Annotated in this window: 24 protein-coding genes; 3 read left to right on the forward strand and 21 right to left on the reverse strand. The window is 59.3% G+C overall.

What is annotated here, in order from left to right; genetic code table 11:
* Positions 1 to 13: 13 nt before the first annotated feature.
* The 18 genes from C4S72_RS19660 to ffh form a co-directional block, all read right to left on the reverse strand.
* On the reverse strand, positions 14 to 820 hold the full coding sequence (locus C4S72_RS19660; RefSeq protein WP_104004891.1) for a phosphodiesterase: 807 nt from the start codon (positions 818 to 820) through the stop codon (positions 14 to 16).
* Positions 813 to 1256 (reverse strand): DUF1249 domain-containing protein, encoded by a 444-nt coding sequence (locus tag C4S72_RS19665; RefSeq protein WP_104004892.1) that lies wholly within the window; start codon positions 1254 to 1256, stop codon positions 813 to 815. The genes C4S72_RS19660 and C4S72_RS19665 overlap by 8 nt, the downstream gene beginning before the upstream one ends.
* 21 nt (positions 1257 to 1277) lie before the next feature.
* Positions 1278 to 1898, reverse strand: a complete 621-nt coding sequence (locus C4S72_RS19670; protein ID WP_104004893.1) for an NUDIX domain-containing protein — start codon at positions 1896 to 1898, stop codon at positions 1278 to 1280.
* A gap of 101 nt (positions 1899 to 1999) precedes the next feature.
* The gene (locus C4S72_RS19675) at positions 2000 to 3823 is read right to left on the reverse strand and encodes a GGDEF domain-containing protein (protein WP_104004894.1); all 1824 of its coding nucleotides are present in this window, start codon (positions 3821 to 3823) and stop codon (positions 2000 to 2002) included.
* Positions 3824 to 3904: 81 nt separating this feature from the next.
* Entirely contained in the window at positions 3905 to 4765 is an 861-nt protein-coding gene (gene nfo, locus C4S72_RS19680) for a deoxyribonuclease IV (RefSeq protein WP_104004895.1), read from the reverse strand.
* 67 nt (positions 4766 to 4832) lie between these two features.
* On the reverse strand, positions 4833 to 5015 hold the full coding sequence (locus tag C4S72_RS19685) for a hypothetical protein (protein WP_104004896.1): 183 nt from the start codon (positions 5013 to 5015) through the stop codon (positions 4833 to 4835).
* A gap of 29 nt (positions 5016 to 5044) precedes the next feature.
* On the reverse strand, positions 5045 to 6778 hold the full coding sequence (gene recJ / locus C4S72_RS19690; RefSeq protein ID WP_104004897.1) for a single-stranded-DNA-specific exonuclease RecJ: 1734 nt from the start codon (positions 6776 to 6778) through the stop codon (positions 5045 to 5047).
* On the reverse strand, positions 6775 to 7599 hold the full coding sequence (locus C4S72_RS19695; protein ID WP_104004898.1) for a YdcF family protein: 825 nt from the start codon (positions 7597 to 7599) through the stop codon (positions 6775 to 6777). The genes recJ and C4S72_RS19695 overlap by 4 nt, the downstream gene beginning before the upstream one ends.
* Before the next feature lie 74 nt (positions 7600 to 7673).
* Positions 7674 to 9068, reverse strand: coding sequence for a threonine synthase (gene thrC, locus C4S72_RS19700; protein WP_104004899.1), 1395 nt, complete (start codon positions 9066 to 9068; stop codon positions 7674 to 7676).
* A gap of 13 nt (positions 9069 to 9081) precedes the next feature.
* The gene (locus C4S72_RS19705; protein WP_104004900.1) at positions 9082 to 10383 is read right to left on the reverse strand and encodes a homoserine dehydrogenase; all 1302 of its coding nucleotides are present in this window, start codon (positions 10381 to 10383) and stop codon (positions 9082 to 9084) included.
* A 246-nt stretch (positions 10384 to 10629) separates the two neighbouring features.
* Complete coding sequence (locus C4S72_RS19710) at positions 10630 to 11361, reverse strand: DsbC family protein (protein ID WP_104004901.1); 732 nt, start codon at positions 11359 to 11361, stop codon at positions 10630 to 10632.
* A 95-nt stretch (positions 11362 to 11456) separates the two neighbouring features.
* On the reverse strand, positions 11457 to 12386 hold the full coding sequence (gene xerD, locus C4S72_RS19715; RefSeq protein ID WP_104004902.1) for a site-specific tyrosine recombinase XerD: 930 nt from the start codon (positions 12384 to 12386) through the stop codon (positions 11457 to 11459).
* Positions 12383 to 13852 carry an LSm family protein gene (locus C4S72_RS19720; protein WP_104004903.1) on the reverse strand — a complete coding sequence of 490 codons (1470 nt, stop codon included), beginning with the start codon at positions 13850 to 13852 and terminating at the stop codon, positions 12383 to 12385. Before C4S72_RS19720 ends, xerD begins: the two co-directional genes overlap by 4 nt.
* A 212-nt stretch (positions 13853 to 14064) precedes the next feature.
* Entirely contained in the window at positions 14065 to 14421 is a 357-nt protein-coding gene (gene rplS / locus C4S72_RS19725; protein ID WP_104004904.1) for a 50S ribosomal protein L19, read from the reverse strand.
* A gap of 9 nt (positions 14422 to 14430) precedes the next feature.
* A complete protein-coding gene (gene trmD / locus C4S72_RS19730) occupies positions 14431 to 15186 on the reverse strand; it encodes a tRNA (guanosine(37)-N1)-methyltransferase TrmD (RefSeq protein ID WP_104004905.1) in 756 nt (251 codons plus the stop codon).
* 3 nt (positions 15187 to 15189) lie between these two features.
* A complete protein-coding gene (rimM, locus tag C4S72_RS19735) occupies positions 15190 to 15723 on the reverse strand; it encodes a ribosome maturation factor RimM (protein WP_104004906.1) in 534 nt (177 codons plus the stop codon).
* A gap of 24 nt (positions 15724 to 15747) precedes the next feature.
* Positions 15748 to 15999: a 30S ribosomal protein S16 gene (gene rpsP / locus C4S72_RS19740; protein ID WP_104004907.1), complete on the reverse strand. Its 252-nt coding sequence runs from the start codon at positions 15997 to 15999 to the stop codon at positions 15748 to 15750.
* Positions 16000 to 16232: 233 nt separating this feature from the next.
* Positions 16233 to 17615 (reverse strand): signal recognition particle protein, encoded by a 1383-nt coding sequence (gene ffh, locus C4S72_RS19745; protein WP_104004908.1) that lies wholly within the window; start codon positions 17613 to 17615, stop codon positions 16233 to 16235.
* A 296-nt stretch (positions 17616 to 17911) separates the two neighbouring features.
* On the opposite strand from ffh, the gene C4S72_RS19750 reads away from it, so the two are divergent.
* Entirely contained in the window at positions 17912 to 18706 is a 795-nt protein-coding gene (locus tag C4S72_RS19750) for a cytochrome C assembly family protein (RefSeq protein WP_104004909.1), read from the forward strand.
* A gap of 74 nt (positions 18707 to 18780) precedes the next feature.
* Positions 18781 to 20046: an HlyC/CorC family transporter gene (locus C4S72_RS19755; protein ID WP_104004910.1), complete on the forward strand. Its 1266-nt coding sequence runs from the start codon at positions 18781 to 18783 to the stop codon at positions 20044 to 20046.
* Positions 20047 to 20076: 30 nt separating this feature from the next.
* On the opposite strand, the gene C4S72_RS19760 is transcribed toward C4S72_RS19755, so the two are convergent.
* Positions 20077 to 20271, reverse strand: a complete 195-nt coding sequence (locus C4S72_RS19760) for a DUF1289 domain-containing protein (RefSeq protein ID WP_104004911.1) — start codon at positions 20269 to 20271, stop codon at positions 20077 to 20079.
* Positions 20272 to 20280: 9 nt separating this feature from the next.
* Positions 20281 to 20880 carry a CoA pyrophosphatase gene (locus tag C4S72_RS19765; RefSeq protein WP_104004912.1) on the reverse strand — a complete coding sequence of 200 codons (600 nt, stop codon included), beginning with the start codon at positions 20878 to 20880 and terminating at the stop codon, positions 20281 to 20283.
* A 113-nt stretch (positions 20881 to 20993) separates the two neighbouring features.
* Between C4S72_RS19765 and C4S72_RS19770 the strand changes: the two genes are divergently transcribed.
* Positions 20994 to 21554: an NUDIX hydrolase gene (locus C4S72_RS19770; protein WP_104004913.1), complete on the forward strand. Its 561-nt coding sequence runs from the start codon at positions 20994 to 20996 to the stop codon at positions 21552 to 21554.
* Here the strand turns inward: C4S72_RS19770 and C4S72_RS19775 are convergent.
* The gene (locus C4S72_RS19775) at positions 21545 to 25795 is read right to left on the reverse strand and encodes a hybrid sensor histidine kinase/response regulator (protein ID WP_235009205.1); all 4251 of its coding nucleotides are present in this window, start codon (positions 25793 to 25795) and stop codon (positions 21545 to 21547) included. The two genes, C4S72_RS19770 and C4S72_RS19775, sit on opposite strands and share 10 nt — an antisense overlap.
* Positions 25796 to 25799 lie beyond the last annotated feature (4 nt).

Genomic DNA, 25799 nt, shown 5'->3' on the forward strand with positions numbered 1-25799 from the left:
AATGGCGGGAACGTTACCCAAGCTCCGGTTCCGGCGCAACCGCGTCCACTCGCACAAGCCCCGACTCTACAGAGCCATCGGGATCCAGCCGGTACCAGCGGTAGCCGGGCTGAGAGTCCGGCCCCTCACTTTCCAGCAGGAAATCGCTCTGTGCCGGTCGGAACTGCACGCTGGTGGATGGGGAACACCAGAACTGCGCGCCGGCGATAGTTCGCACCTGGGACTGATGCAGATGACCACAGATCACCGCCTTCACCTGAGGAGCAGCCGCCACCAGTTCGGTGAAGGCTGCAGCGTTACCCAGCATGATCTCATCCTGCCAGTCACTGCCGGTGGATAGCGGGTTGTGATGCAAAGCGATCAGCACCGGCCGCTCAGGGGATTGAGCCAAACGCTGCTGCAGCCAGTGCAGCTCTTCCTCATTGAGTGAACCGCTGCCGCGGCCATCGGGATAGCTGCTCGAATCCAGCAACAGCAGGCGCCAGTAGCCCAGATCGACCTCTTCCTGCCCACAGGGCATGGAGGTTGCGGCGCGCATGGCGTCGATTTCATCGTGGTTACCGGGAATCCAGTGTCTCTCTCCAGGAAGCGGCGCCAGTATGTCGAGCAGACGCCGGTATGCCTGGGCCTCGCCGTGGTGAACAAGATCACCGGTCAGCAGTAGATGGTCGATGGGCTGGTCGATACCCATGAGATGCTCTACGACCCGGGCCAGTTGCCGGTCCGCATCGATATCGCGAAACAGCTGCCCCGGTTGCGGCATCAGGTGACAATCGGTGAGCTGCAGCAGGTAGATCGAATCGGAGTGAGCTTCAGCCAACGAACACAGGCTCCATCAGGTGGCCATGACTGAGGCACTGGCTCAGACACTCGCCGAGAAAGTCGTTTAACTGGGCTTTCTCATCCGGCTGATGCATCTGTGGGTTTGGATAGGGGTAACGCCCGGAGAGCTGACGGCGCTGACGGATACAGATCACCTCTGCCATACCGGCGTCATGATAGAGTCGCACCAGCAGCTGTGGCGCATCCAGCCAGCGGGAGTCGCTCTCCAGCTGCTGACTCACCATCACCGTGGTGGTGTAGCGGAAACGCTCCTCGACCTGCAGCCGCACGACCGCACTGCGCCCCTGCCAGCTGATCTGGTACTCACGCTGATCCTGAGTATCCAGATCCGGCAGCAGCTTCAGCAGCCGTGCATAGTTAGCTTCGCAGACAGAACCCTGTCGCGACAGGTCGGGTACATACTTGCGTTTCATCGTTACTCTGCCAGTTCCTCGTTACGACTCGCTATTTCGAATAGTTTGGCGATTCAATTCAAGCCACTGTAGACCAATTATCGCCGGTCCACTATTGATGCGCCCGTTACGCACAAGTTCAAGGGCCTCATCCGCAGCCAGGACACGCACGCGAATATCCTCCCCCTCTTCCGCCAGGCCATGGACACCACCCACATCCCGGGCATCGATACAGGCAAACGCCAGGTCGATCCACTCATCGCAGGCGCCGGGGCTGGGCAGAAAACGGGTGATTTTCTTCACGCCGCTGAGCTTGATACCCGCTTCTTCTTCACTTTCACGGATCGCCACATCCTCGACGCTTTCCCCCTCTTCAACAATACCGGCGACCAGTTCAAGCAACCAGGGGCCTTCGGGCGCATCCAGAGCACCGATCCGGAACTGCTCGACCAGCACCACGGCATCCTGGCGTGGATCATAGAGCAGCACGCAGACCGCACTGCCGCGACGGAAAATCTCACGAGTGATACGGACCTCGCCGCCATGATAACGCTGATGACTGAGTGTCAGGCGGTGCATCTTGAAGTAACCATCGAATACACGCTGGTCTTCTTCGATGCGGTAGTCGTCCCTGCCAAATTCGGCCTGCCACGTTTTCTGCATTGTCGCTCCCCTGTTTGAGATCGACTTACTATAACGCGTTTAGCGGGGGGCTGGCGAAGCCAGAGAAAAATCCATGGCTTCACCGGGAGGGAAAGGTCAACTCAGGCGCTGCGACGACCAATCGGAGATGGGCGTGGTATGCGCCTCGATGAGATATAAAGCGCGTTACCGCCTATCGCCTTGGCTTCTTTCTTCGCCTCGGCGGCAAGCTCCGCGACGTCATGGCAGCTGGAGCATTTGTAAGGATCCGGGTGCACCACACCGATCGCCAGACTCAGCAGCGGGAAAAACGCTTTCTGTCCGTTACGGTCCTGCGCCCAGATCCCCCCCGCCTCGAGGTCGTCGGCACGGCAGAGCGCCTGCACCCGCTCTTCAAAGGCAGAGAGAATCGACTCACAGGTTTTTCGCCAGTCGTGGTGACGGAACAGCACGACAAAATCATCGCCGCCCACGTGTCCCAGGTAGTTATCGTCGGCGGAAACAAAACGCACCAGCAGCTCGCCGAGCTCGCGGATCACCTCATCACCGCGGGTGTAGCCGTAACAGTCATTGAAGGGTTTGAAGTGATTGAGGTCGAAATAGGCCACATGAAAGTCACACGCCTGCTGCAGCAGCCGGTCCACCTCAGAGTTGATCGGCACATTGCCGGGTAACATGGTCAACGGATTGGCGTAGCGGGCGTTGCGGATTTTCAGCTCCGTCATACGCTTCAGCAGATCGCGCACGTTCGCCATACCGACGTAACAGCCATCTTCAATAACCACCAGATCCTGCTGGATCAGCACCGAGTCCTCCTGCTCGGTAACCATCAGCGACACCCGCTCCAACGGCATATCACTGGGCACAATCAGCGCATCCTTACGCATCAGACGTGTGACCGGCTTCTGCTCGTAGAGCGCACGACCATACTGCGCCGAGAACAGCTCGAGCAGATCGGCTCTGCGCACCACCCCAACCGGCTCACCATCCACCAGCACCGGGACAGCGATAATCTGTGAGTCGTTGCGGAAGATCTCGTTCACATCCTTCAGCAGATCTTCGGAGGATACTGCCGGAATACTGCGCACCAACACCCGGGCGGTATCCGCCTGAGCGAGCATCCGCATATCGCCCCGGTTCTGCAGGTAGCCGTGACGCACCACCAGGGGCTCCATCAACAGGCCCGGCTCCGGTGCCGGTCGACCCAGCAGAAACCCCTGACCATAGCGCACCCCCATCTCCTGCAGGGTATGCAGCTCTTCAAGGGTTTCTATCCCCTCGGCGATGATCTTGCAGTCCAGGGTATGGCCAATATTACAGATAGAGCGCACGAACTCGCGCTTAACCGAATCCTTGTCGATGCCCCGGACAAAGTGCATATCGATCTTGACGTAATCGGGATGCAGCTCCGACCAGAGCTTGAGCCCGGAGTAGCCGCTACCCAGGTCATCAATGGCGATATGAAAACCCATTTCACGGTAGTGCTCCACGGCGGAACGGGTCAGGCCGTGATGATCGAAGGGGTGCTGCTCGGAAAGCTCGATGACGATGTTTTCGCGGGGAATACCCAGTTCTTCAAGCAGTTCAGCGGTAAAGCCGTGCTGATGTTCTGGAGTGCTCAACAGCGAGGCGGAGACATTGAGAAACAGCTTGCCCTGCATCCCGAGCGCGGAAAAACTCTCGATGGAGCAGCGCCGGCACAAAAGCTCAAGACGATGCAGCAGATGATTACGAATCGCCGCGTTGAACAGATGATAGGGAGAGTGCAGAGAAGTGCCCCTGGGGCCGCGAATCAGCGCCTCGTGACCGAGACACTCTCCCGTCGAGAGATCGACTATGGGCTGAAAAACCGGGTAGAGCCGCTGCTCGCGAATAATATCCGCCAGCAGCTCCGCTTCCGCCTGTCCAGTATCAACTTCTTCATCCTTAAAACCGCGCTGATCCATCTGCAACCACCTGAAAAACAACTGCTCAATGGTTCAGTTTATGGCAGTGCCATGACAGCGCGGTGACAGATGACAGGGGGTTCAGGCGACCTCCATCTCGCCAATGGAGAAGCGGCGCAGCTGCTGTATCTCCTCGGCCCAGATATCGGGATCGATCGTCTCCAGCACCAGCGGAATCTCCTCGAAGCGGGAGTCCTGCATGATGTAGCGGAACACCGCCCAGCCGATCTCACCCTGCCCAAGGCTGTGGTGGCGATCGACACGACTGTCGAGCACGGCCTTGGAATCGTTGATATGCATACCACGCAGGTATTCAAAGCCCACCGTGCGGGCGAAGTCCGCAAAGGTCGCTTCACAGGCTTCGGTGCTGCGCAGATCATAGCCCGATGCGAAGGTGTGACAGGTATCCAGACAGACGCCAACGCGGGACTTGTCTTCCACCTGATCGATGATCTCGGCCAGTTGTTCGAAGCGGCAGCCCAGGTTGGAGCCCTGACCTGCGGTATTCTCGATCACCGCCGTGACATCCGATGTTTTGTCCAGCGCCAGGTTGATCGACTCGGCAATCCGCGCCAGGCATTCAGTCTCGCTGATCTTGCGCAGATGGCTGCCTGGATGGAAGTTCAACAGGGTCAAACCCAGCTGCTCGCAGCGCTGCATCTCATCGATAAAAGCGTTGCGCGACTTCTCCAGCGCATCCGCTTCCGGATGTCCCAGATTGATCAGGTAACTGTCGTGAGGCAGGATCTGATCGGCGCGAAAACCGTGCTTCTCACAGTTTCGCTTAAAGGCATCGATACTCTTGCTGGTCAACGGCTTGGCGTCCCAGCGACGCTGGTTCTTGGTGAACAGCGCAAAGGCGTTGGCGCCGATTTCGGCAGCATTCAGCGGCGCGTTTTCCACACCGCCGGAAGCGCTGACGTGAGCTCCTACGTAGTACATAACTCTCCCAAACTAAATCGTAGCGAGCGGCTCGTGGGCAAGGCGCACGGGTCGCGCAGTAGATTTATTACAGTTTGCAGGCACCACCCAGGCAGTCGTCAAAATCCATCGATTCCAGCTCTTCCTTTTCCGCATGCAGGGTGCGGATACGGCCCAGCAGCTGGCCTTCGGTGCTGTCGTTGGCTTCAACTCCGGCGCGCTCGAAAACGGCCAGCAGTGCGCTCAGTTCTTCCAGGTTCAGTTCGTGCATGATTTGCTCCCACTTGGGTTTAGGCAGGTTTAAACAGGTTGCAGCTGCTCTACCATCAGCTGCAGATTCCGCTGACCGCGGAACTCATTCACATCCAGCCGGTAGACCACTTCAACCTCGGTCACCGACTGATCCGGCCACTGCCGGGTATCTATATTAAAGGCGATGGCGTCCAGCGCCATGCCCGATTGCGGTTCCATCAGCACCAGCTTGAGATGACGCTGACCAACGATACGTTGCTGCAGCAGGCGAAAACGGCCATCGAAACGTGGCTCCGGGAATTGGTGCCCCCAGGGGCCCGCCTCACGGATCAGCTCCGCCAGCTCGATAGTGAACTGCTCCGCACGCAGCGCGCCATCGGTCACGACCCTGCGGGTCAGCGCCGCTTCATCCAGCTGCCGCCGCACCTCCTGATCGAAGGCCTCGCGAAAAGTCGTCATTGACTCTTCCGACAGGGTCAGCCCCGCCGCCATGGCGTGACCACCAAATTTTTTGATCAGCCCGGGATGACGGGCATCGATCGCCGCCAGGCCATCGCGGACATGGAAACCGTTGATGGAGCGCGCCGACCCCTTGATCTCACCGTTATCCCCCGGCGCAAAGGCGATCACCGGCCGATGCACCCGCTCCTTGATCCGCGACGCCAGGATACCAATCACGCCCTGGTGCCAGCCCGGATCGAACAGAGACAGACCATAGGGCAAGGCATCGTCATCGAGCTGCAGCTGCTCCAGCAGCACCAGCGCCTGCTGCTGCATCTCCTGCTCGATGCCACGACGCTCCTTGTTAAGGTCATCCAGGGTGCGCGCCAGATCCAGGGCGTAGTCCTGGTCATCACTGAGCAGACACTCGATGCCGATCGACATATCTTCCAGGCGGCCAGCGGCATTCAGCCGCGGCGCCAGGGCAAAGCCGAGATCGGTGGCGCAGAGGATATCGCGACGCCGCCCAGCGACCTCGATCAGCGCCAGAATACCGGGCCGCGCCTGACCGGCGCGGATCCGCTGCAGCCCCTGATACACCAGGGTGCGGTTGTTGCGCTCCAGCGCCACCACATCCGCCACCGTGCCCAGCGCCACCAGATCGAGAAAGCTGGCCAGGTTGGGCGGCTGGATCCCCTGCTCGGCAAACCAGTTCGCTTCTGTCAACGCGCGGCGCAGCGCGATCATGACATAGAAGATCACACCGACACCGCAGGTGGACTTGGCCATAAAGTCACAGTCCGGCTGGTTCGGGTTAACGATGGCGCAGGCCGCTGGCAGCTCTTCGCCAGGCAGGTGGTGATCGGTCACCAGCACATCGATCCCCAGCTGCCGGGCGCGTTCGACACCCTCGATACTGGAGATACCGTTATCCACGGTGATGATCAGCCCCGGCTCCTGGGTGGCCGCCACCTCGACAATTTCCGGGCTCAGGCCGTAACCGAACTCAAAGCGGTTAGGTACCAGGTACTCGACACTGGCGGCACCGAACTGGCGTAAAGCCAGCACGGCCAAAGAGGTACTGGTCGCACCGTCACAGTCGAAGTCACCAACTATCAGGATCGCCTCACGCCGCTGCAGCGCCTGCACCAGCCGCGTCACCGCCGCCTCCATGCCATGCATGGCGGAATCGGGCAGCAACTCCTTCAACTGGCGACCCAGCTCATCCGGTGTGTTGATACCGCGGCTGGCATAAATGCGCGCCAGTACCGGATGCAAACCTGAAAGCGCGCTCGGCAGGTGCTCGGGCGCGGGACGTCGTTCAATAAAAGATGAGGTCATGGTGTTACGGTTGCAGCGCTCTCTGATGGCAAGGGAGCCGGAAATAGTTGACTGGTTTTACCGCTCAGGTAATAGGCGACGAGCCCTACCCACTCACGCAGAGCGGTCTCGGTATCGCGCAGATTCTCCCACAGGCTTGGGTCAAGCCGGGCGCCATTGGCGCTCAGCGCACGATAATCCACAGGGTACGCGGTAATACCCCAGCCCTGGCGGCGAAACACGCCGATCGAGCGCGGCATATGAAACGCCGAGGTCACCAGCAGCCAGTTGCCCTCAGGCACACCGCCCAGCTCATCCAGGGTATAAACGGCGTTTTCATAGGTGTTGCGGGAGTTACGCTCGATCATCACCCGGTCCGACAAACCCAGACTCTGCAGATAACCGGCCGCCACATCACCACCACGAAACTCCGGCCGCAGCGCCGAACCGCTACCGCCGGTGAAGACGATCTTCGCGTTGGGGAACTGGCGCGCCAGCATCGGGATCATCATCAGCCGCTCACCGGCCTGATTGACCTGGGGCTGTCCCCAAAACTCACTCTCCTCCGCCAGCTCACCGCCACCCAGCACCACAATTCCCTGCACATTAGTCAGTTGCTGCGGCTGTGGAAAACGTTTTTCCAGCGGCATCAGCAGCGCATCGCCCAGAGGCATCAGCATAAACAGCAGGAACAGGATCAGATTGCAGCCGAGCAGCACGCCGCCGAAGCGCTTCCAGCCGACCCAGAGGCTGAACAATCCAAGTAGCAGCATCCACACCAGCAGATGATCGGGGCGGGCAAAAAACCAGAACAGCTTGGAAACAGTGAAAAAACTATCCATGGCGCCCTCCCTGCTAAGGAGTCCGGAACGGGAGAAGGAGAAAAAGGCCCGGAGATCTCCGGGCCTTCAGCAGATCAGTCGCGATGTACCCGCGACGCGATAAACGACTGCACGGCGGCGATATCGTTATCGATTACATCGAGGCGCTCTTCACGCTCAAACAGATCGGCAAGGTGCTCCGGCAGTGCCGGACCTTCCAGACCCGCCTTGATCACCGGCTCAGGGAATTTAACCGGGTGAGCGGTAGCCAGAGTGATCATCGGCACCGACTTGTCACGCCAGCACTCGCGCGCGGCCTTGACGCCGATGGCGGTGTGCGGATCGAGCAGGTAACCGGTTTCGGCATGCACGTCGGCGATGGTCTGGCAGGTGGTTTCGTCGTCGGCACAGGCGCTGTCGAACAGTTCGCGCACTTTTTCCCAACGCGCCGCATCCAGCTTGACCGGCTCTTTCTTGAAGCGGTCCATCAGCTCGCTGATGGCGGCGCCGTCACGGTCGTAAACATCGAACAGCAGACGCTCGAAGTTGGAGCTGACCATGATATCCATAGACGGTGACAGCGTATGCACCAGATCGCCCTTGGACATATCGTTGCCGCTGATCACGCGGTGCAGGATGTCGTTGCGGTTGGTGGCGACTACCAGCTGCTGGATCGGCAGACCCATCTGCTTGGCCAGGTAACCGGCGAAAATATCGCCGAAGTTACCGGTCGGAACAGAGAAGGCCACCGGACGATGGGGACCGCCCACTGCCAGAGACGCGGAGAAGTAGTACACGATCTGGGCCATGATGCGCGCCCAGTTGATCGAGTTGACCGCACCCAGCTTCAGCCCTTTCAGGAAGGCCTGATCGGCGAAGCTGTCCTTGACCATCTGCTGGCAGTCATCGAAGTTGCCTTCCAGCGCGATGTTGTAGACGTTGTCGGCCAGAATGGTGGTCATCTGACGACGCTGCACTTCGGATACGCGGTTGTGCGGATGCAGGATGAAGATATCCAGGTGCTCGGAGTGGCGGCAGCCCTCGATAGCGGCGGAGCCGGTATCGCCGGACGTAGCGCCCATGATCACCAGACGCTCGCCGCGCTCGGCCAACACGTGATCCATCAGGCGGCCCAGCAGCTGCAGGGCGAAATCCTTGAACGCCAGGGTCGGGCCGTGGAACAGCTCCAGCACCCACTCGTTGGTGCCCAGCTCTTTCAGCGGCGCAACGGCGGAGTGGTTAAAACCGGCATAGGTCTCATCGACCATGCGCTTGAGGTCTTCATCCTTGATGCAGGTATCGACGAACGGCTTGATCACCTTGAACGCGAGATCCGCGTAAGAGAGACCTGACCAGGAAGCGATCTCTTCCTGAGAGAAGGTCGGCAGCTGTTCCGGCACGTAAAGGCCGCCATCGCTGGCAAGCCCTGCAAGCAGTACATCGGCAAACTCAAGCTTCTCAGCCTTGCCGCGGGTAGAGATATATTTCATGGTTCTATTAACCTCAATCTGCCAGATGTTCGACGCGGATACGTACCACTTCGCCGAGGATATCCGGCAGCGCTTCGATCTCGCGGATCGCTTCGTTCATGGTGCTTTCAGCCACACGCTGGGTCATCATGATCACCGGCACCTGCGCTTCGCGGGTCTGTTTCTGAATGATCGCTTCGATATTGATGCCCTTTTCACCCAGGATACGGGTGACGTGCGCCAGAACCCCCGGACGCTCCACCGCCTGCAGACGCAGGTAGTAACCGGTCACTACATCGTCCACCGGCAGCATCGGCAGCTCGGACAGCTGACCCGGCTGGAACGCCAGGTGCGGTACGCGGTTATCACGGTCGGCGGTCAGGGTGCGGACCACATCGACAATATCGGCCACCACGGCAGAAGCGGTCGGTTCAGCACCGGCGCCGCTGCCGTAGTACAGGGTCTGGCCAACGGCATCGCCATCCACCAGGATCGCGTTCATCACACCGTTAACGCTGGCCAGCAGCGTGGACTGCGGGATCAGGGTCGGGTGCACGCGCAGCTCGATGCCCTGCGGAGTACGGCGGCTCAGGCCCAGATGCTTGATACGGAAGCCCAGTTCCTCGGCGTACTGCACATCTTCGGTGGTGATCTTGCTGATCCCCTCGGTGTACGCCTTTTCAAACTGCAGCGGCACGCCGTAGGCGATGGAAGCCAGGATGGTCAGCTTGTGCGCGGCATCGATACCCTCGACGTCGAAGGTCGGATCGGCTTCGGCATAGCCCAGCTCCTGGGCTTCGGCCAGCACGTCATCGAAAGCGCGACCCTTCTCGCGCATCTCGGACATGATGTAGTTGCCGGTGCCGTTGATGATGCCGGCGAGCCAGTTGATCTTGTTGGCCGCCAGACCTTCACGGATCGCCTTGATAATCGGGATACCGCCAGCAACCGAGGCCTCGAACGCGACCATGACGTTCTTTTCCTGCGCCGCAGCGAAGATTTCATTACCGTGCACCGCGATCAGCGCCTTGTTGGCGGTGACCACGTGCTTGCCATTGGCGATAGCGGTCAGCACCAGGTCACGAGCGGTCTCGTAACCACCGATCAGCTCGACAACGATGTCGATCTCAGGATTGGTAGCGACAGCGAAAATGTCGTTGGTAATCTGAATACCGGTGGTATCACAGGCGGGGTTTTCATGCCGCGTGCCAATCTGCTCGACAATAATTTTACGTCCAGCACGACGCGCAATCTCTTCAGCGTTACGCATGAGCACATTGAAAGTACCGCCACCGACGGTGCCAAGACCACAGATTCCAACTTTTACCGGTTTCAAACAACACCTCGCTTTGCTTGTCAAAACAACCCGTTAGCCCCGCCACCCGATAAAATCCGCTGCTGCGGTTTCGCTGTGGTGACGGTTCGTGACTTCTCGCGGGCGAAAAATGGGCCCTAGTATAGCAAACCCCGCTCGCCTGCATCCATTTACTCGGCGGGATAACTGCTCATAGTTGGCCACAAAAAAGGCGGGTGCGTCTCACGCACCCGCCCGGATAACCTTCCTGCAGTATCAACTGCTGAATCAGATCTCCAGGATCTGCTTCAGACGCTCCGCCGGCACGTAGCCCGGCAGCATCTGACCATTGTCGAGAATCAGCGCCGGTGTACCGTTTACACCCAGCTGCTGCCCGAGGTGGAACTGATCCAGCACCGGATTCTCGCAATTCACCGGTTCCAGCGCTTCACCCGCCTTGGCACGGTTCATCAGCTCGCGTCGCTCTTCGCCGGGTTCAGCACACCAGATTGCTGACATTTTGCCCGCAGCAGCGGAGCGCTCACCACCACGCGGAAAGGCGAGATAGTCGACCTCTATACCCATCTCGTTCAGCGTTTCAACCTCGGAGTGCAGGCGGCGGCAGTAAACGCAGTCCACATCGGTAAACACCTGGATCCGCGCCTTGCGCTCCCCTTTGGCCGGGAACACCACGCGCTGCTCGGCAGGGATCTTCGCCAGGGCATCAACGCGCACCTTCTGCATCCGCTGCTCGGTCAGGTTGACCAGGCCACGCCCCTGCTCCAGGTGAAACAGCTCGCCGGAAAGTACGTACTCTCCTTCGCTATCGGTGTAGAGCACCTCACCGCTGCTCAAGACCACCTCAAAGAGGCCATCCATAGGCGTAGCCGTTACCGACTCAACATCCAGCCGGCTATCAACACTCTTGATACGCTCAGCGATCTTGTTGTTTGCATCCTCTGCAGCCTGAGCGCCCTGCGCTACTACCAACATCAACATCGCAGCCACTAACGCCCGCATGCCACTCTCCCGAAAGTAAAAGCCTGAAAAAGCCTGAAAGATTGAAAAATCCGTTATTTGTCAGTCTACCACCGACCTCACCCGGAAGCCCGCAATCAGCCCCGCGGATGATGCTCCCTGTGCAGCGCCTGCAACCGCGCGGTAGCGATATGGGTATAGATCTGTGTGGTCGACAGGCTCGAATGTCCTAACAGCATCTGCACCACACGCAAGTCCGCGCCGTGATTGAGCAGATGAGTGGCAAATGCGTGGCGCAATACGTGGGGTGATAACGGCTTATCGATCCCCGCTTCCACCGCATAGCGCTTGATCCGATGCCAGAAGGTCTGGCGCGTCATCGCCTGCCCAAGCCTGCTCAGGAACAACTCTTCGATACGCGGATCGTCGCCAAGTTCCGGACGACCCTCACGCAGGTAGCGGGTCAGCCAGCTCAGGGCCTCATCCCCCACCGGCACCATGCGCTCCTTGTCACCCTTGCCGATCACCCGCAGCACACCCATGCGCCGATTCAGCTCCTCGAGCCTAAGCCCCACCAGCTCGGATACGCGCAGACCACAGGCATATAGCAGTTCCAGCATGGTGCGGTCACGCAAACCCAGCGCGGTGCCGGTATCCGGCGCCGCAAGCAGAGCCTCCACATCGGCTTCGGTCAGCGTTTTCGGCAGCGGACGGCCTCGTTTTGGGCTATCGATATTGAGCGTCGGGTCGGCAGCAATCATCTGTTCACGCAGCAGATAACGGTAGAAACCCCGTAACGTTGAGAGCAAACGAGAGGTAGAGGTGGGACGCAGTTGCTGCTCAATACGCCAGTGCAGATGGCGCTGCAGATCGGCACGCACCACCTCGAGCAGCGCCAGCCCCCGCTCATTGAGCCAGCAGGCAAAATGACTCAGGTCACGCTGATAGGAGGAGCGGGTGTTATCGCTCAAACCACGCTCAAGCCAGAGGTGATCGAGATATTGAGCGATAAGAGCTTGATCAGGTTCGGCGGGCTGTTTCGCCCGCCGACGTCGATCTGGTTTCAACGATAAACCTCGGCGGAGCGGATCTGCTGAAACTCCAGCGGATAGGTGATGATGCCTCGATCCAGGCGCTGCTCGATCAGCAGAGTATTGCCATTCTCGACTTCGACAATACGCCCTTCGAAGCGGTTACCCAGGTCGGTTTTCACCCGCACCGGGTGCCCCTGCATCGCAGCCAGCTGAGACAACTCGGTAGGACGATAGCGCTTAGGCTCAGGCTTGAGCGCTCGTTTCGGCATGCCGGCAAAGATGTCTGGCACCATGACGACCTGTTCAGCCTCTGGAGCAGCTGCAGTCTCTGCCTCAACCGCATCAGAAATTTCTGCCTCAGCAACCTCAGCTTCCGCACCCTCAGCCAGAACAGCCTCAACCGCTTCATCCATGGAGATCGCCTCCTCGCCAGCCAGCGACTCATCACCCTGCGCAGGCATAGGCACAGGTTCAACCTGAATACGACTCCAGTCGATGCTGTTAACCGCCACCGGCTCACCGTTCAGACGCACCGCAAGGTTGAGACGCTCAATCATATCGCCGGGCGACCCAAGCGCCGCCATGACCTCCGGTCCCAGCCCTCCCGGCGGACGCATGGTCAGCATCAGACTGCCGCCAGGCTGATTCACACCGCTGTAGATATCCCAGAGGAGCTCCGGCAGATCGACGCCGGAAGCCAGCAGAGTACGCTCCATCAACTGACGATGATCGGCCAGATAGGCATCCACCTCGACGCCGGCCTGTTCGGCACAGAAGCTGTTACGGCGCTGGTTGTAGCCACCATCCTGATAGCTTACCTCCAGCTTGCGCAGGCGTGGATTCGCGGCAAGAAGCTGGGCCGGCACCAGGTCATCACTGGCGACGGAGAACTCAAGCTCAACAGTGGAACTACCGAACTGATTGGCGGAAAAATCGGTATTCAGCGTCACCCGGCGGTTGTAGCGATCCACATCGAGCCCGACCACCATATCGGAGACAAAGCGTGAATAGCCCATCTGACGCATCTCGGCTACGCCCAACTGCTGCAGATCACCACAGGCCAGCGCCTCGGGACTCACCGCCAGCGGATTCGCTTCCATGGCCAGCGCCGCCTGCTGTTCGATACTTTTAACCAGGCCGCTATCCAGGCCTACCTCGGCCTGTTTAACCACCAGACTCAGACGCCCTGGCCAGTCACCGGACTCGATACGGCCCTGTGGATTGAAAAAGAAGAAGGGATCATCGGAGCGAACACGGATCGATTGCACCGGAATGCGGATGCCGTCCTGAGTCAGTGTGATATTGATACCGTCGACGCCCACCTCACCGCGGGGATCCGCGTAGATAGCGTCATATTCGATCTGCGCCTGACCACTGACCTGCACGGCCAGATCGTCCACGAAGGTCTTTACCTGATACCAGTAAAAGCCATACATACCACCGAGCGCCAACGCCAGCAGCAGGACCAGTAAGAACAACCAGGTGGCGAGTTTGCGCATCGGCCACTCCTTTCGTTTTTATCCCTGTTTGGTTCGGATTCTATGTCCGCCGAGCCTAAAAGGCGAGATGCTATCGCGGCGAAATGCCGAACAGCCCCAGACATAGACTACCGCCATCATAACGGAAAGAAGTATCGCTCAATGTAGGTATATATCAACAAAAAGGGCGACCCTAGGGCCGCCCTTCTCGGAAGCTGATGCGATTAAATCGCTTAACCCAGCTTTTCCTTGATACGTGCAGACTTACCGCTACGCTCACGCAGGTAGTACAGTTTAGCCTGACGTACGTCACCACGACGCTTAACCTCGATACCTTCTACAGTCGGGCTGTAGGTCTGGAAGGTACGCTCAACGCCAACACCGTGGGAGATTTTACGTACGGTGAAAGCAGAGTTCAGGCCGCGGTTACGCTTGCCGATTACAACGCCTTCAAACGCCTGCAGACGGCTACGAGTGCCTTCTACTACGCGTACCTGGATAACAACGGTGTCACCCGGTGCAAATGCCGGTACTTCTTTACCAGTCTGTTCAGCTTCGATCTGCTGAATAATTGTGTTTTTGCTGCTCATCGCTCGCTCCTAATTTTCACCCGCTGGCCCTTTGGCCTCGCGGATATATTCGCTTAACAGCGCCTGCTGTTCCGGGTTCAGCTCGATCTGTTCCAGTAAGTCCGGGCGTCGCTCCGAGGTACGTCCAAGCTGCTGCTTGAGCCGCCAGCGCCTTATCTGCTCGTGATTGCCGCTGAGCAGTACATCAGGCACCTGCATACCATCGAGCGTTTCAGGCCGCGTGTAATGGGGACAGTCGAGCAAGCCTTCGTAGAAGGAATCCTCCACGGCAGAGTCGCTGTGACCGAGAACCCCCGGCACCAGACGCGCTACCGCATCCACCATCACCATCGCCGGCAACTCGCCGCCGCTGAGAACAAAGTCGCCGAGAGACCACTCTTCATCGACTTCAGACTGGATCAGACGCTCATCGATTCCCTCGTAGCGACCCGCTACCAGAATCAGCTTCTGCGCCTGTGCCAGCTCAGCAACTCCGGACTGATCCAGCTTTCGCCCCTGGGGGGAAAGATAGATCACCCGGGCATCGTCGCCCGCCGCAGCTTTCGCCGCCTGGATCGCATCACGCAGCGGTTGAACCTTCATCAGCATGCCGGGCCCTCCGCCGTAGGGGCGGTCATCCACGGTACGGTGCCGGTCATGCGTGAAATCACGCGGGTTCCAGCACTCAACGCTGATCAGCTCATTACGTACTGCTCGTCCGGTAACGCCGTAGCGGGTGACCGCTTCGAACATCTCCGGGAACAGGGATACGATCCCGAACCACATGATTCAGAACTCCGGGTCCCAATCGACCCGCATAGTGCCTGAATCCAGATCAATCTCTTTTATCACCTGATCCGGCAGCCAGGGCAGCAGACGCTCTTCGCGATCGATGCTGTCTTCGGTGCCTTTAACCACCAGCACATCATTCGCGCCGGTTTCCATCAGATGATCAACCCGACCCAGCAACTCGCCGGATTCGGTATATACCAACAGGTTTTCCAGCTGGCTCCAGTAATACTCGCCCTGCTTCAGGTCTGGCAGCGCCGATTTGGGCACTGCAATGTCGAGGTTCGCAAAGAGCCTCGCCTGCTCAGGGGTCTCGATACCGTCCAGCTTGGCAATCAGGCCCTTGCCGTGCTTTTTACCGCCAACCCGCTTCAGCTCGGTCCAAACACCGTTCTTGCGAATCAGCCACGGCGAGTAGGTCAGAATATCGTCCATCTTATCGGTGTAGGAGAAGACCTTGATCCAGCCCTGCACACCATAAGTGGAGGTAAAGCGTCCGAGGGTAACTACATCCTCTTCGCTGTATTCACTCATTCTAACCAAGCCTGCCCGTCAACCTTACTCTGCTGCTTTACGTGCGTCTTTCAGCAGCGCAGCAACACGCTCAGACGGCTGAGCGCCTTTGCCGAGCCAGTATTCGACACGTTCCAGGTTAACGCGCAGTTTTTCTTCCTGACCGCGAGCGATCGGGTTGAAGAAACCGACCCGCTCAATAAAGCGGCTGTCACGCGCAAAACGCGAATCGGCAACAGTAATGTGATAGAACGGACGCTTTTTAGCGCCACCACGAGACAAACGAATAGTGACCATGCGGACCCCTTTATTTCGCGGGATGGGTTTTAAGATCGCCCATCGTGATTGTTTCCTTTCGACCAGCGCCAAACGCCGGAGAAAGGGCCTTGCCTTGCAACCTGTCACAAACGCGCTTAGCGCACCCTGACAGGCTGACAAAAATCAGGGCGGTGATTCTACGTGAATACACCGCCCGATAAAAGCTGTTTCGTGCAGTTTTTAGCCAGCACCCCCAGGCGCCGGCACCAGGGTCAGAAGCGGGGGAAACCGCCGCCGCCACCCATGCCCGGCGGCAGCATGCCTTTCATGCCGCGCGCCATCTTGGCCATGCCACCCTTGGAGCCAAATTTCTTCATCATTTTGGCCATCTGCTTGTGCTGCTTAAGCAGGCGGTTTACGTCCTGGATCTGGGTGCCGGAACCCATCGCGATACGACGCTTGCGGGAACCGCTGATAATATCCGGGTTGCGGCGCTCTTTCGGCGTCATCGAGTTGATGATCACCTCGAACTGCTTCATCCCCTGCTCGGCTTGGGCGCTCTGCGCGGCCTGAGCCATCTGGCCCATACCCGGCAGTTTTTCCAGCATCGACATCATGCCGCCCATGTTGTTCATCTGCTGCAGCTGCTCGCGGAAGTCTTCCAGGTCAAAGCCTTTGCCCTTGGAAACCTTCTTGGCGAATTTCTCCGCCTTGGTCTTGTCGATCTTGCGCTCGGCTTCCTCGATCAGGGAGAGCACGTCGCCCATACCGAGGATGCGGGAGGCCACACGATCCGGGTGGAACGGCTCCAGCGCGTCGCTCTTCTCACCGATACCGAGGAACTTGATCGGTTTACCGGTGATATGACGCACCGACAGGGCGGCACCGCCACGGGCGTCACCATCGGTCTTGGTCAGGATCACGCCGGTCAGCGGCAGAACTTCGTTGAACGCCTTGGCGGTGTTGGCCGCGTCCTGACCGGTCATGGAGTCGACCACGAACAGGGTTTCAACCGGTTTTACGGCCGCGTTCAGACGTTTGATCTCGTCCATCATGTCGGTATCGACATGCAGACGGCCGGCGGTATCGAGGATCACCACATCGTGATGCTGAATACGGGCATGGGCGATGGCGCCATTGGCGATATCCACCGGATCCTGCTCAGCGGTCGAGGGGAAGAAATCCACACCCACTTCACCTGCCAGGGTTTCCAGCTGACGGATCGCCGCCGGACGGTAGATGTCGGCAGAAACCACCAGCACCTTTTTCTTTTTCCGCTCTTTCAGGAAGCGAGCCAGCTTGCCCACAGAGGTGGTCTTACCCGCACCCTGAAGACCGGCCATCATCACCACGGCTGGCGGCGTTGCGGCGAGGTTCAGCTCCTCGTTCGCCTCGCCCATCACCTTGACCAGCTCTTCGTTGACGATCTTGACGAATACCTGGCCCGGGCTCAGGCTCTTGCTGACCTCCTGGCCAACAGCGCGCTCTTTGACGCTGTTGATAAACTCTTTAACCACCGGCAGCGACACGTCGGCCTCAAGCAGCGCCATGCGCACTTCGCGCAGCGTGCCCTTGATATTATCCTCAGTCAGCTTGGCCTGACCGGTAACGCTGCGCAGCGTTTGCGTTAGCCGTTCTGTCAGATTATCGAACATGAAAAACCTCTGCCTTGGACGGCCGGGAACACCCCGACAGCCTGGATATTCTGGATATATAAAGTCGCTGAAAGCCCGCTGGGCCGGCGCGAGTACCTAATGCAAGTTACTAATGACGGCGCATTATACAGGAGCAGCCCCCCGCTACGCACCCGCCGCTTGCGTCACATCATTTATATGCACACCGGGCGATGTTTCCCTGAACAGGTGTTTATGACAAACTATTCGCCCAAATTGAGCTTCTTATTCTATTTAAATAAAACCGCCCCGGCACCGGTTCCTTAGGGAGGAGTTGAATGCTGTCCGCCACCACAGTGATCGCCATGACGGTCTACATGGGTGCCGCCTGGTTACAGTGGCAGCGACTGTCTACGCCGACCGATAACCGCGGCCGCCTCATTCGTACTCTGGGCTCCCTGGCGTTTGTCGTTCACGGCTACACCGTTTACTCGGTACTGCACGTTCCCGACGGCATAGACCTGGGTACCTTCAGGGTGGGTTCGCTGATCGCCTGGGTGGTGGTCGGTATCCTGCTGGCCAGCAGCCTGCGTCAGAAGCTTGATAACCTCTTCATAGGCGCCTTTAGCATGGCCGCCGTCACCGCGGGGCTTGCAGCGTTTGCGCCGGATACCGGCGATCACCGCATTTACTCCGGCGGGCTGGTTATTCACATCCTGCTATCACTGCTCGCCTACAGCATTTTCACCCTCGCCGCGCTCCACGCGCTGGTGCTGTCGCGCCAGGAAAAGATGCTCAAGCAGCATCACACTCGCGGTCTGCTTAATTCACTGCCGCCGCTGCAGATCATGGAACGACTGCTGTTCGAGATGCTCTGGTGCGGTTTCATCCTGCTCAGCGTGGCGCTGATCACTGGCTTTTTCTTCGTAGAAGATCTGTTCGCCCAGCATATTGTTCATAAAACGGTACTGTCGATCGTCGCCTGGCTCGTGTATGCCGTGCTGCTGGCGGGACGCCTCATTCTTGGCTGGCGCAGCCAGACCGCGGTGCGCTGGACTCTGGGCGGCTTCATTCTGCTGATGCTGGCGTTTTTCGGCTCTAAAATTGTCGTCGAAATACTGCTCAAAGGTTAAGACCTCACGCCTTGACAGGGTACCCACCTGACCAGACAATGGCTGTTCTTTTTTCAGGCTGAGGTTGCTTTACTTTGGAAGACGCGTCGATAAGCTCATTATTGATCCTGCTTGCCCTACTTATTATCTGTTCTGCGTTCTTCTCCAGCTCCGAAACCGGCATGATGTCGCTAAACCGCTACCGGCTGCGACACCTGGTCAAGAATCACCACCGGGGAGCACGCCAGGCCAGCAGCCTGCTTGAACGCCCCGACCGATTGATCGGCCTGATCCTGATCGGCAACAACTTCGTTAACATTCTCGCCTCCGCCATCGCCACCATCATCGGCGTGCGCATCTGGGGTGACGCCGGTATCGCCATAGCCACCGCCGGCCTCACACTGATCATCCTTATTTTTGCCGAGGTTTCGCCGAAAACCGTGGCAGCGCTGCATCCGGAAAAAATCGCCTTCCCGGCGGCCTATGTCCTGCGCCCCATGCTGAAACTGTTCTACCCGCTGGTATGGATCATCAACAGCATCACCAACGGTTTTCTGCGCATCTTCGGCATCAAGGTCTCCGGCGGAAACAACGAACACCTGAGCACCGAGGAGCTGCGCACCCTGGTCAACGAGGCGGGCGCACTGATCCCGCAGCGTAACCAGTCGATGCTGCTGGGCGTGCTGGAACTGGGCGATGTCACCGTCAACGACATCATGATTCCGCGCAGCGAGGTTGAAGGGATCGACCTGGACCAGGATATGGATCAGATCCTTGAACAGCTCTCCACCACCAAGCACACGCGCCTGCCGGTCTACCAGGGTGATATCAACCATGTGATCGGGGTGCTGCATATGCGCAACCTGGCACAGCTGATCCAGCAGGGCCGACTCAATAAAGCCGCCATCATGCAGGTGGTGCACGAGCCCTACTTCGTGCCGGAAAGCACGCCGCTGCAGACGCAGCTGCTGAACTTCCAGAAGCACAGCCGTCGTATCGGCATAGTGGTCGACGAGTATGGCGATATCGAAGGGATAGTGACGCTGGAGGATATTCTGGAGGAGATCGTCGGCGAACTGTCCGCCGATAACGCCGAGATGAATCAGGAGATCCATCCGCAGGAGGATGGCAGCTACTTTATCGACGGCTCCGCCTACATCCGCGAGATCAATAAATCGCTGCAGTGGGAACTACCCACCGACGGGCCGAAAACGCTTAACGGCCTGATTACGGAAACCCTGGAGTCACTGCCGGACGCCAATGTCTGCCTGCGCCTGGGCAAGTATCAGTTCGAAACCCTGCAGATCAGCGATAACCGGGTCAAAACGGTTCGGATTCACAAGACAGAAAGCTCAAGCTGATCGATCGAGCTACTGCGTAGCGCGGGGATCTCAGATCCCCCGCTCACCCGCTTCACGACGCCGAATCAGGGCCCAGACCCTGCGTTTTTCCTCATCGCTCATGGCACCCCAGTCGGCAATTTCCAGACCGCTGCGACGGCAGGCGGTACATAGATCATCATCGTCCAGCATGCAGACACCGATACAGGGGCTGCGCACACCGGCAGGGCGGCTCGTTTCACTCATTTTTGTGTTTCACTCATGTTCAATTTCGAGATGTTCGGGACGCGGCCGCATCGGCAGCCCGGCATCGAAGCCAGTATTCAGCAGTTCCACCAGCACATAGGCGGTCAGCCCCCAGATAACGGCGCCCTCATACTCCCAGGCCGGGACATAATGGGTTTTGCCGCGAAACGGGATTTCATCGGTACGCAGCGCTGGCTGCTCCAGGAAGAAACGCAGCGGCACCCGGAAAATTCGTTCGATTTCACCCGGGTTGGCCACCAGATGCACGTCGGGTCGGATAATACCCACCCAGGGCGTAACGGCAAGCCTGTGCTTGGAGATCAGCTGCCCCAGAGAGCCGATAATGCGGACCTGGCCGGAGTGCAGCCCCACCTCCTCCTCCGCTTCACGCAGGGCGGTCGCCAGCACATCCAGATCCTCAGGATCACGCTTGCCGCCGGGAAAGGCCACTTCACCACGATGGGTCGACAGGTTCTTCGCGCGCAACGTAAGCACCACTTCGGGATCATTACTATCCGTCAATGCCACCAGTACGCCCGCTTCTGCCCCGGGCGCACGGATACGCCAGGGTCGGTGCAGGGCAAGCCGCCTTGTTAACTGCTCCAGCATACTCGCCTCCATTTACAGCAATACTAACCTTTCAAATAAAACACCGCGACTCGTAACGGTTGAGCGCCATCGCCGGCACGCCTAGAATTGAGCCAGCAAACCAAGGGAGCCCCATGAAATACTGCAGCCAGTGCGGTGAAAGTGTCGAAATCGGCATTCCACCGGGAGACAACCGCGAGCGGCACATCTGCCCAGCCTGCGGCACAATTCACTACCACAACCCGCGCATCATCGCCGGCTGCCTGCCGGTCTACGGCGACCGGGTACTGCTGTGCAAAAGGGCGATAGAGCCACGTCTGGGCTACTGGACCCTGCCAGCCGGCTTCATGGAGAACGGCGAATCCACCGAGGATGCGGCCCGACGCGAAACCCTGGAAGAAGCCTGCACCGAGGTCGAGATCCAGTCCCTGTACACGCTGACCTCGATTCTCCACGTCAACCAGGTACAGATGATCTACCTGGCAGAGATGCCGGAGCCAAGCTTCGCGCCCTCGGAAGAATCACTGGAGGTGGAGCTGTTCCGCGAAGAGGATATACCCTGGGACCAGCTAGCCTTCGAAACGATCCGCAAGGTGCTCAGCCTTTACTTTGAAGACCGCAAGAAGCAACACTTTCCGCTGCGCCATGTGGAGATCGACAGCAACGGCTTCAATACCGCCCGGGTTCACGACTGAACCCGGACTCCTGACCTGGCGACCGTCAGCAGACGCTCCACCTCATCAAGCACCACCGCTTCACTCCACGGCTTGTTCAGATAGGCCGATACGCCTGAAGATTCCGCCTCGTCCCTGTGTTTGCGGGTAGAGCGCGAGGTGATCATGATCACCGGTATCTCACCGAAATCACGGCTGCTGGTCAGCATCGCCGCCAGCTCCATACCGCTCATGCGTGGCATCTCAAGGTCGGTCAGCACCAGGTCAGGCGGATCACGACGGATACTGTCGAGCGCATCGAAACCATCGATCGCCGTATTCACCTCGTAACCGCTGTCACTGAGCAGTGTCGCCAGGGTACGGCGGGCACTGAGCGAATCATCCACCACCAGCAGCTTCGGCAGACCGGACGCCTGGCTGGCATCAAGCCGCTCCGCCACGCGATCGACCAGCGAGTGACAATGGCGCACGCGCGCCTGCAGGTCGATGATCGGCGCCACTTCACCGTTAGCCAGGATAGTCACCCCGGGGATACCGGGAATATCCGGCAGATGTTCACCAAGGCGTTTGAACACCAGTTCGCGGTGCGCCAGAACCTCGCGTACCAGCACCACCGCCTTCTCACCCTGGTCCAGGTTCACCAGCAGCACCGGGTGCGCCGACATATCGCTATAATCCGGCACCCGCTCACCGGCCAGCTCTTCGAGCGTATAGGCCGGATAAGTTTGATCATTCAGCGTAAAGCTCAAGCCATCTGCGGTTTCCTGCAGCTGGCCGTCCAGCGACAGCAGACTCTGGTCGATGGTATGGCCGGACAGTGCATAGATGCGCTGCGCCGCACTTTTCACCAGCAGGGTGTGCACCAGCAGCGAAGATGACGGCATCGCCAGTTCAAAGCGGGTGCCCCGCCCCGGCCGGGAGTTGATGTTCAGCGTACCCTGCATCCGGGTAACCTGCTGATACACCACATCCATACCGATACCACGGCCGGACAGCTGGCTGATCTCCTCGCGGGTTGAAAAACCAGGCACCAGAATCAGGCGCTGGGTTTCCGCTTCACTAAGCTCAGTTTCGCTACCGATCAGCCCACGCTGCTCGGCGATCTGGCGCACGCGATCCAGATCGATACCGCGGCCATCATCCTCGCAACTGACGTAAACCTGCCCCTCTGTCTTGGCAAAGCGGATCTTCAGCACGCCGGTTTCCGGCTTGCCCGCCTCGAAGCGCAGATGCGGGGTTTCAAGACCATGATCCACAGCGTTACGGATCAGGTGCATCAGTGGATCTGCCAACTGGTTGAGGATCTGGCTGTCCACCATCACCTCCTCACCCTCGATCAGCAACTGTCCCTGCTTGTCCGCCGCACGGCAGGCCTGGCGCATGATGCGCTGCATCCGTGAAGAAAGCGTTTTTGCCGCCACCAGACGGGTGCCAAGCACGTTATCCAGCGACTCTTTCTGCAGATGACTCTGCGCCACCTGCAGCTCAGACAGTTGACGCAGCTGACGCTCGGAAGACTGGTCCACCTCGCGGACGTCCGCCGCCGCTTCCTGCAGCTGCGACAGGGTCGTATGCATGGCGTGGTAACGGTCCATCTCAAGCGGGTCGAAATCATCTTCGCCCTCCTGCAACGCAGGCGAGAGCGTGAAGTGGTCCTGCAGTTGCTGCTCCAGCTCGAAGATAACCCTTTGCAGCACGCGCTGACGGTCACGATTGGTGCGCGACAGCGCGCGCAGCTCGGTGAGCGTGGCATCAAGCTGGGTGCCCAGGGTGCTGGACTCACCGGCGATACGAAACAGGTTATCGAGAATAGAAACCGGCACCCGAATCTGGCCCGCCTCACGGCTTTCCGACGCTGCCGGGTTGGCCGGCGCTTCAATCTGGACCTCCGTGGCCGCAGCGTCTTCCACCTCGGCGGCCTGGGCTTCGGCCTGCTCCCGACGGCGCTCGCGCTCCTCACCACTGAGTACCTGGGCCGCGCACTCCATCCCCTCGGTGCGCAAACGGTAATACCAGTTCAATAGTTGCTGCAGCTGCGCCAGGGCATGTTCCGGCGCCATACCGCCTTCGGTGACCACTTCGCTCATCTGCGCCAGGCAGTCGGCGGCGGCGGCCAGATCCTGGGACAGCTGCTCTCCCGGCAGCATCTGCGCGTCGGTCAGCAGCTCCAGAATATCTTCCAGGTGATGAGTCAGGTTGGCGACACCGCGGATCCCCGCCATGTTGGCCAGCCCCTTAATCGTATGCGCGGCGCGCTGCGCCGACAGCAGGGCTTCCGACTCGCCCTGCTGGGTAACCGCCTGCAGCTGCTGCTGGAACTCATCCACCAGCAGCGGCAGCTCAGCGTAGAGCATCTCCAGCAACTGCTCATCGACGCCCTCGCCGATGGTCAGATCGGTATCCCCGGCCTGAGCGGTCTGCAGCTCAATCGCATCCGCTGATTGAATGCTTGCCAGCGCCAGCAGGCCGGAGATGAATCCTGCCTGCTGAATATCCGCCGGCACCGGCAGGGCTTCATCGCTGAGGCAGTCCACCAGCGCCTCGCGGGCACTGCGATCTGCCAGATTATCCAGATGGGCATGCAGCGCGCTGAGCGTACGAGCGATATGCTGGCGACGATAGCCGTGCAGCCGCTCAGGTTCACGCACCAGGACACCCAGGTTCACCAACAGCCCTTCAAGAAGCAACTCGACACCGCTGAGCCGCACGGTCTGACAGGCGCGGGTTAACGGTGCCAATGCATCGACGCTATCTTCCAGCAGCTCCCTGGCATCCTCGGCGGACAGTTCGGAATGCCATTGTGACTCCAGCGTTTGCAGGGAGTTGGCCAGCATCGCCAGTATGCCCTCGTCCACGCTGGGGCCGGACTGCTCTAGCAGCGAGAGATCCACAGGGCAAAAGCTGGCGGCCGCGAGAATCTCTTCTATCGCCGGAGCTATATCAAATTCTGGTTCTGGTTCTGGTTCTGGTTCTGGTTCTGGTTCTGGTTCTGGTTCTGGTTCTGGTTCTGGTTCTGCGACGCTAGCAATTTCAACCGGTTCGGCGATTGCAGGAGCAGGAGCAGGAGCGGTTTCCGCATCAACAACGTCGAAAAACTCCCTGAGCATCACACTCAGATCATTTAGATCCTCGTCGTCAGAGGGTTGATCCCAACGGGGGTCGCCAAGCAGCTGCAGCACCGCCAGCGCCGCCTCAAGACTGGGCGTTTCCAAATTATCCAGCGCTGCCAAAAGCTGCGCCGCGGGCGCATCATCCAGAGATCCGGCCGATTCCAGCAGCTCCGCACTCAGCGCCAGCAGATCGGCCAGCGGCTGCTGATCGCTCTCGGCGAACAGCTCGCTGCGCTCGAAAAGAGCCGCCGCCAACGCTTCTGCACTATCGCTGCCGGCAGGATCGGCTTGAGAAACCGGTATTGCTGCGCTCTCTTCGCCGGTTGCAAAGAACTCCTCCAGCATCGCGCGCAGATCGTTTAGATCCTCGACATCGGAGGGCTCGGGCCAGCGCGAATCTGCCAGTAGGTCGAGCACTCGCAGAGCGCTTCCCAGTGAGGGGGACAAATCCAGGGAGTCCAGCGCGGCCAATAGCTCCTGCGCGACCTCATCCTGCAGTCCTGAACCGCTTTCCAGCAGCTCTGCACTGAGCGCCAGCAGATCCGCCAACGGCTGCTGCTCCGCTTCGGATAGCGCATCGCTGCGGGCAAGCAGCATTTCAGCCACGGCTTCGGCTTCGGCTTCGGCTTCGGCTTCGGCTTCGGCTTCGGCTTCGGCTTCGGCTTCGGCTTCGGCTTCGGCTTCGGCTTCGGCTTCGGCTTCAACAGTGTCCGGTTCAGCCTCAACCTGAGGCAAGCCCATATCGCTATCGATGCGGGCCCAGTCCTCAAGCAGCAGTTCCGGCAACAGCTCCAGGTCTTCCGCGGCCAAGGGTGCCTGCCAGAGCTTGTGCTGCATTCCCGTCAGCAGAGCTTCGACCCGCGTCGTTGGCGCCCGGGCGCTGAGCAGCACTTCAAGCATGCTCCCCAACACCGGTACCAGCCCGGCACTTAGCTGCTCCGACTCTTCCGCCGCAACCAGCTCTGCGATCAGGCTGAGAGTTTCACCCAGCCCCTGTAGCTCGCTATCCAGCGCCAGCTCCGCCGCTGCTTCCAGCTCTGCGCCCAGTTCAGCAATTTCGACACTGCCATCGGCCAGAGACAGACGCAGTCCATCAATAACCTCCCCCAGCGCCGCCAGTCCCTGCACCTCGGTTTGATCAACCACTGTCATCCGC

Source organism: Marinobacterium lutimaris, from assembly GCF_900108065.1.
In the GTDB taxonomy this organism is placed as follows: domain Bacteria; phylum Pseudomonadota; class Gammaproteobacteria; order Pseudomonadales; family Balneatricaceae; genus Marinobacterium_D; species Marinobacterium_D lutimaris.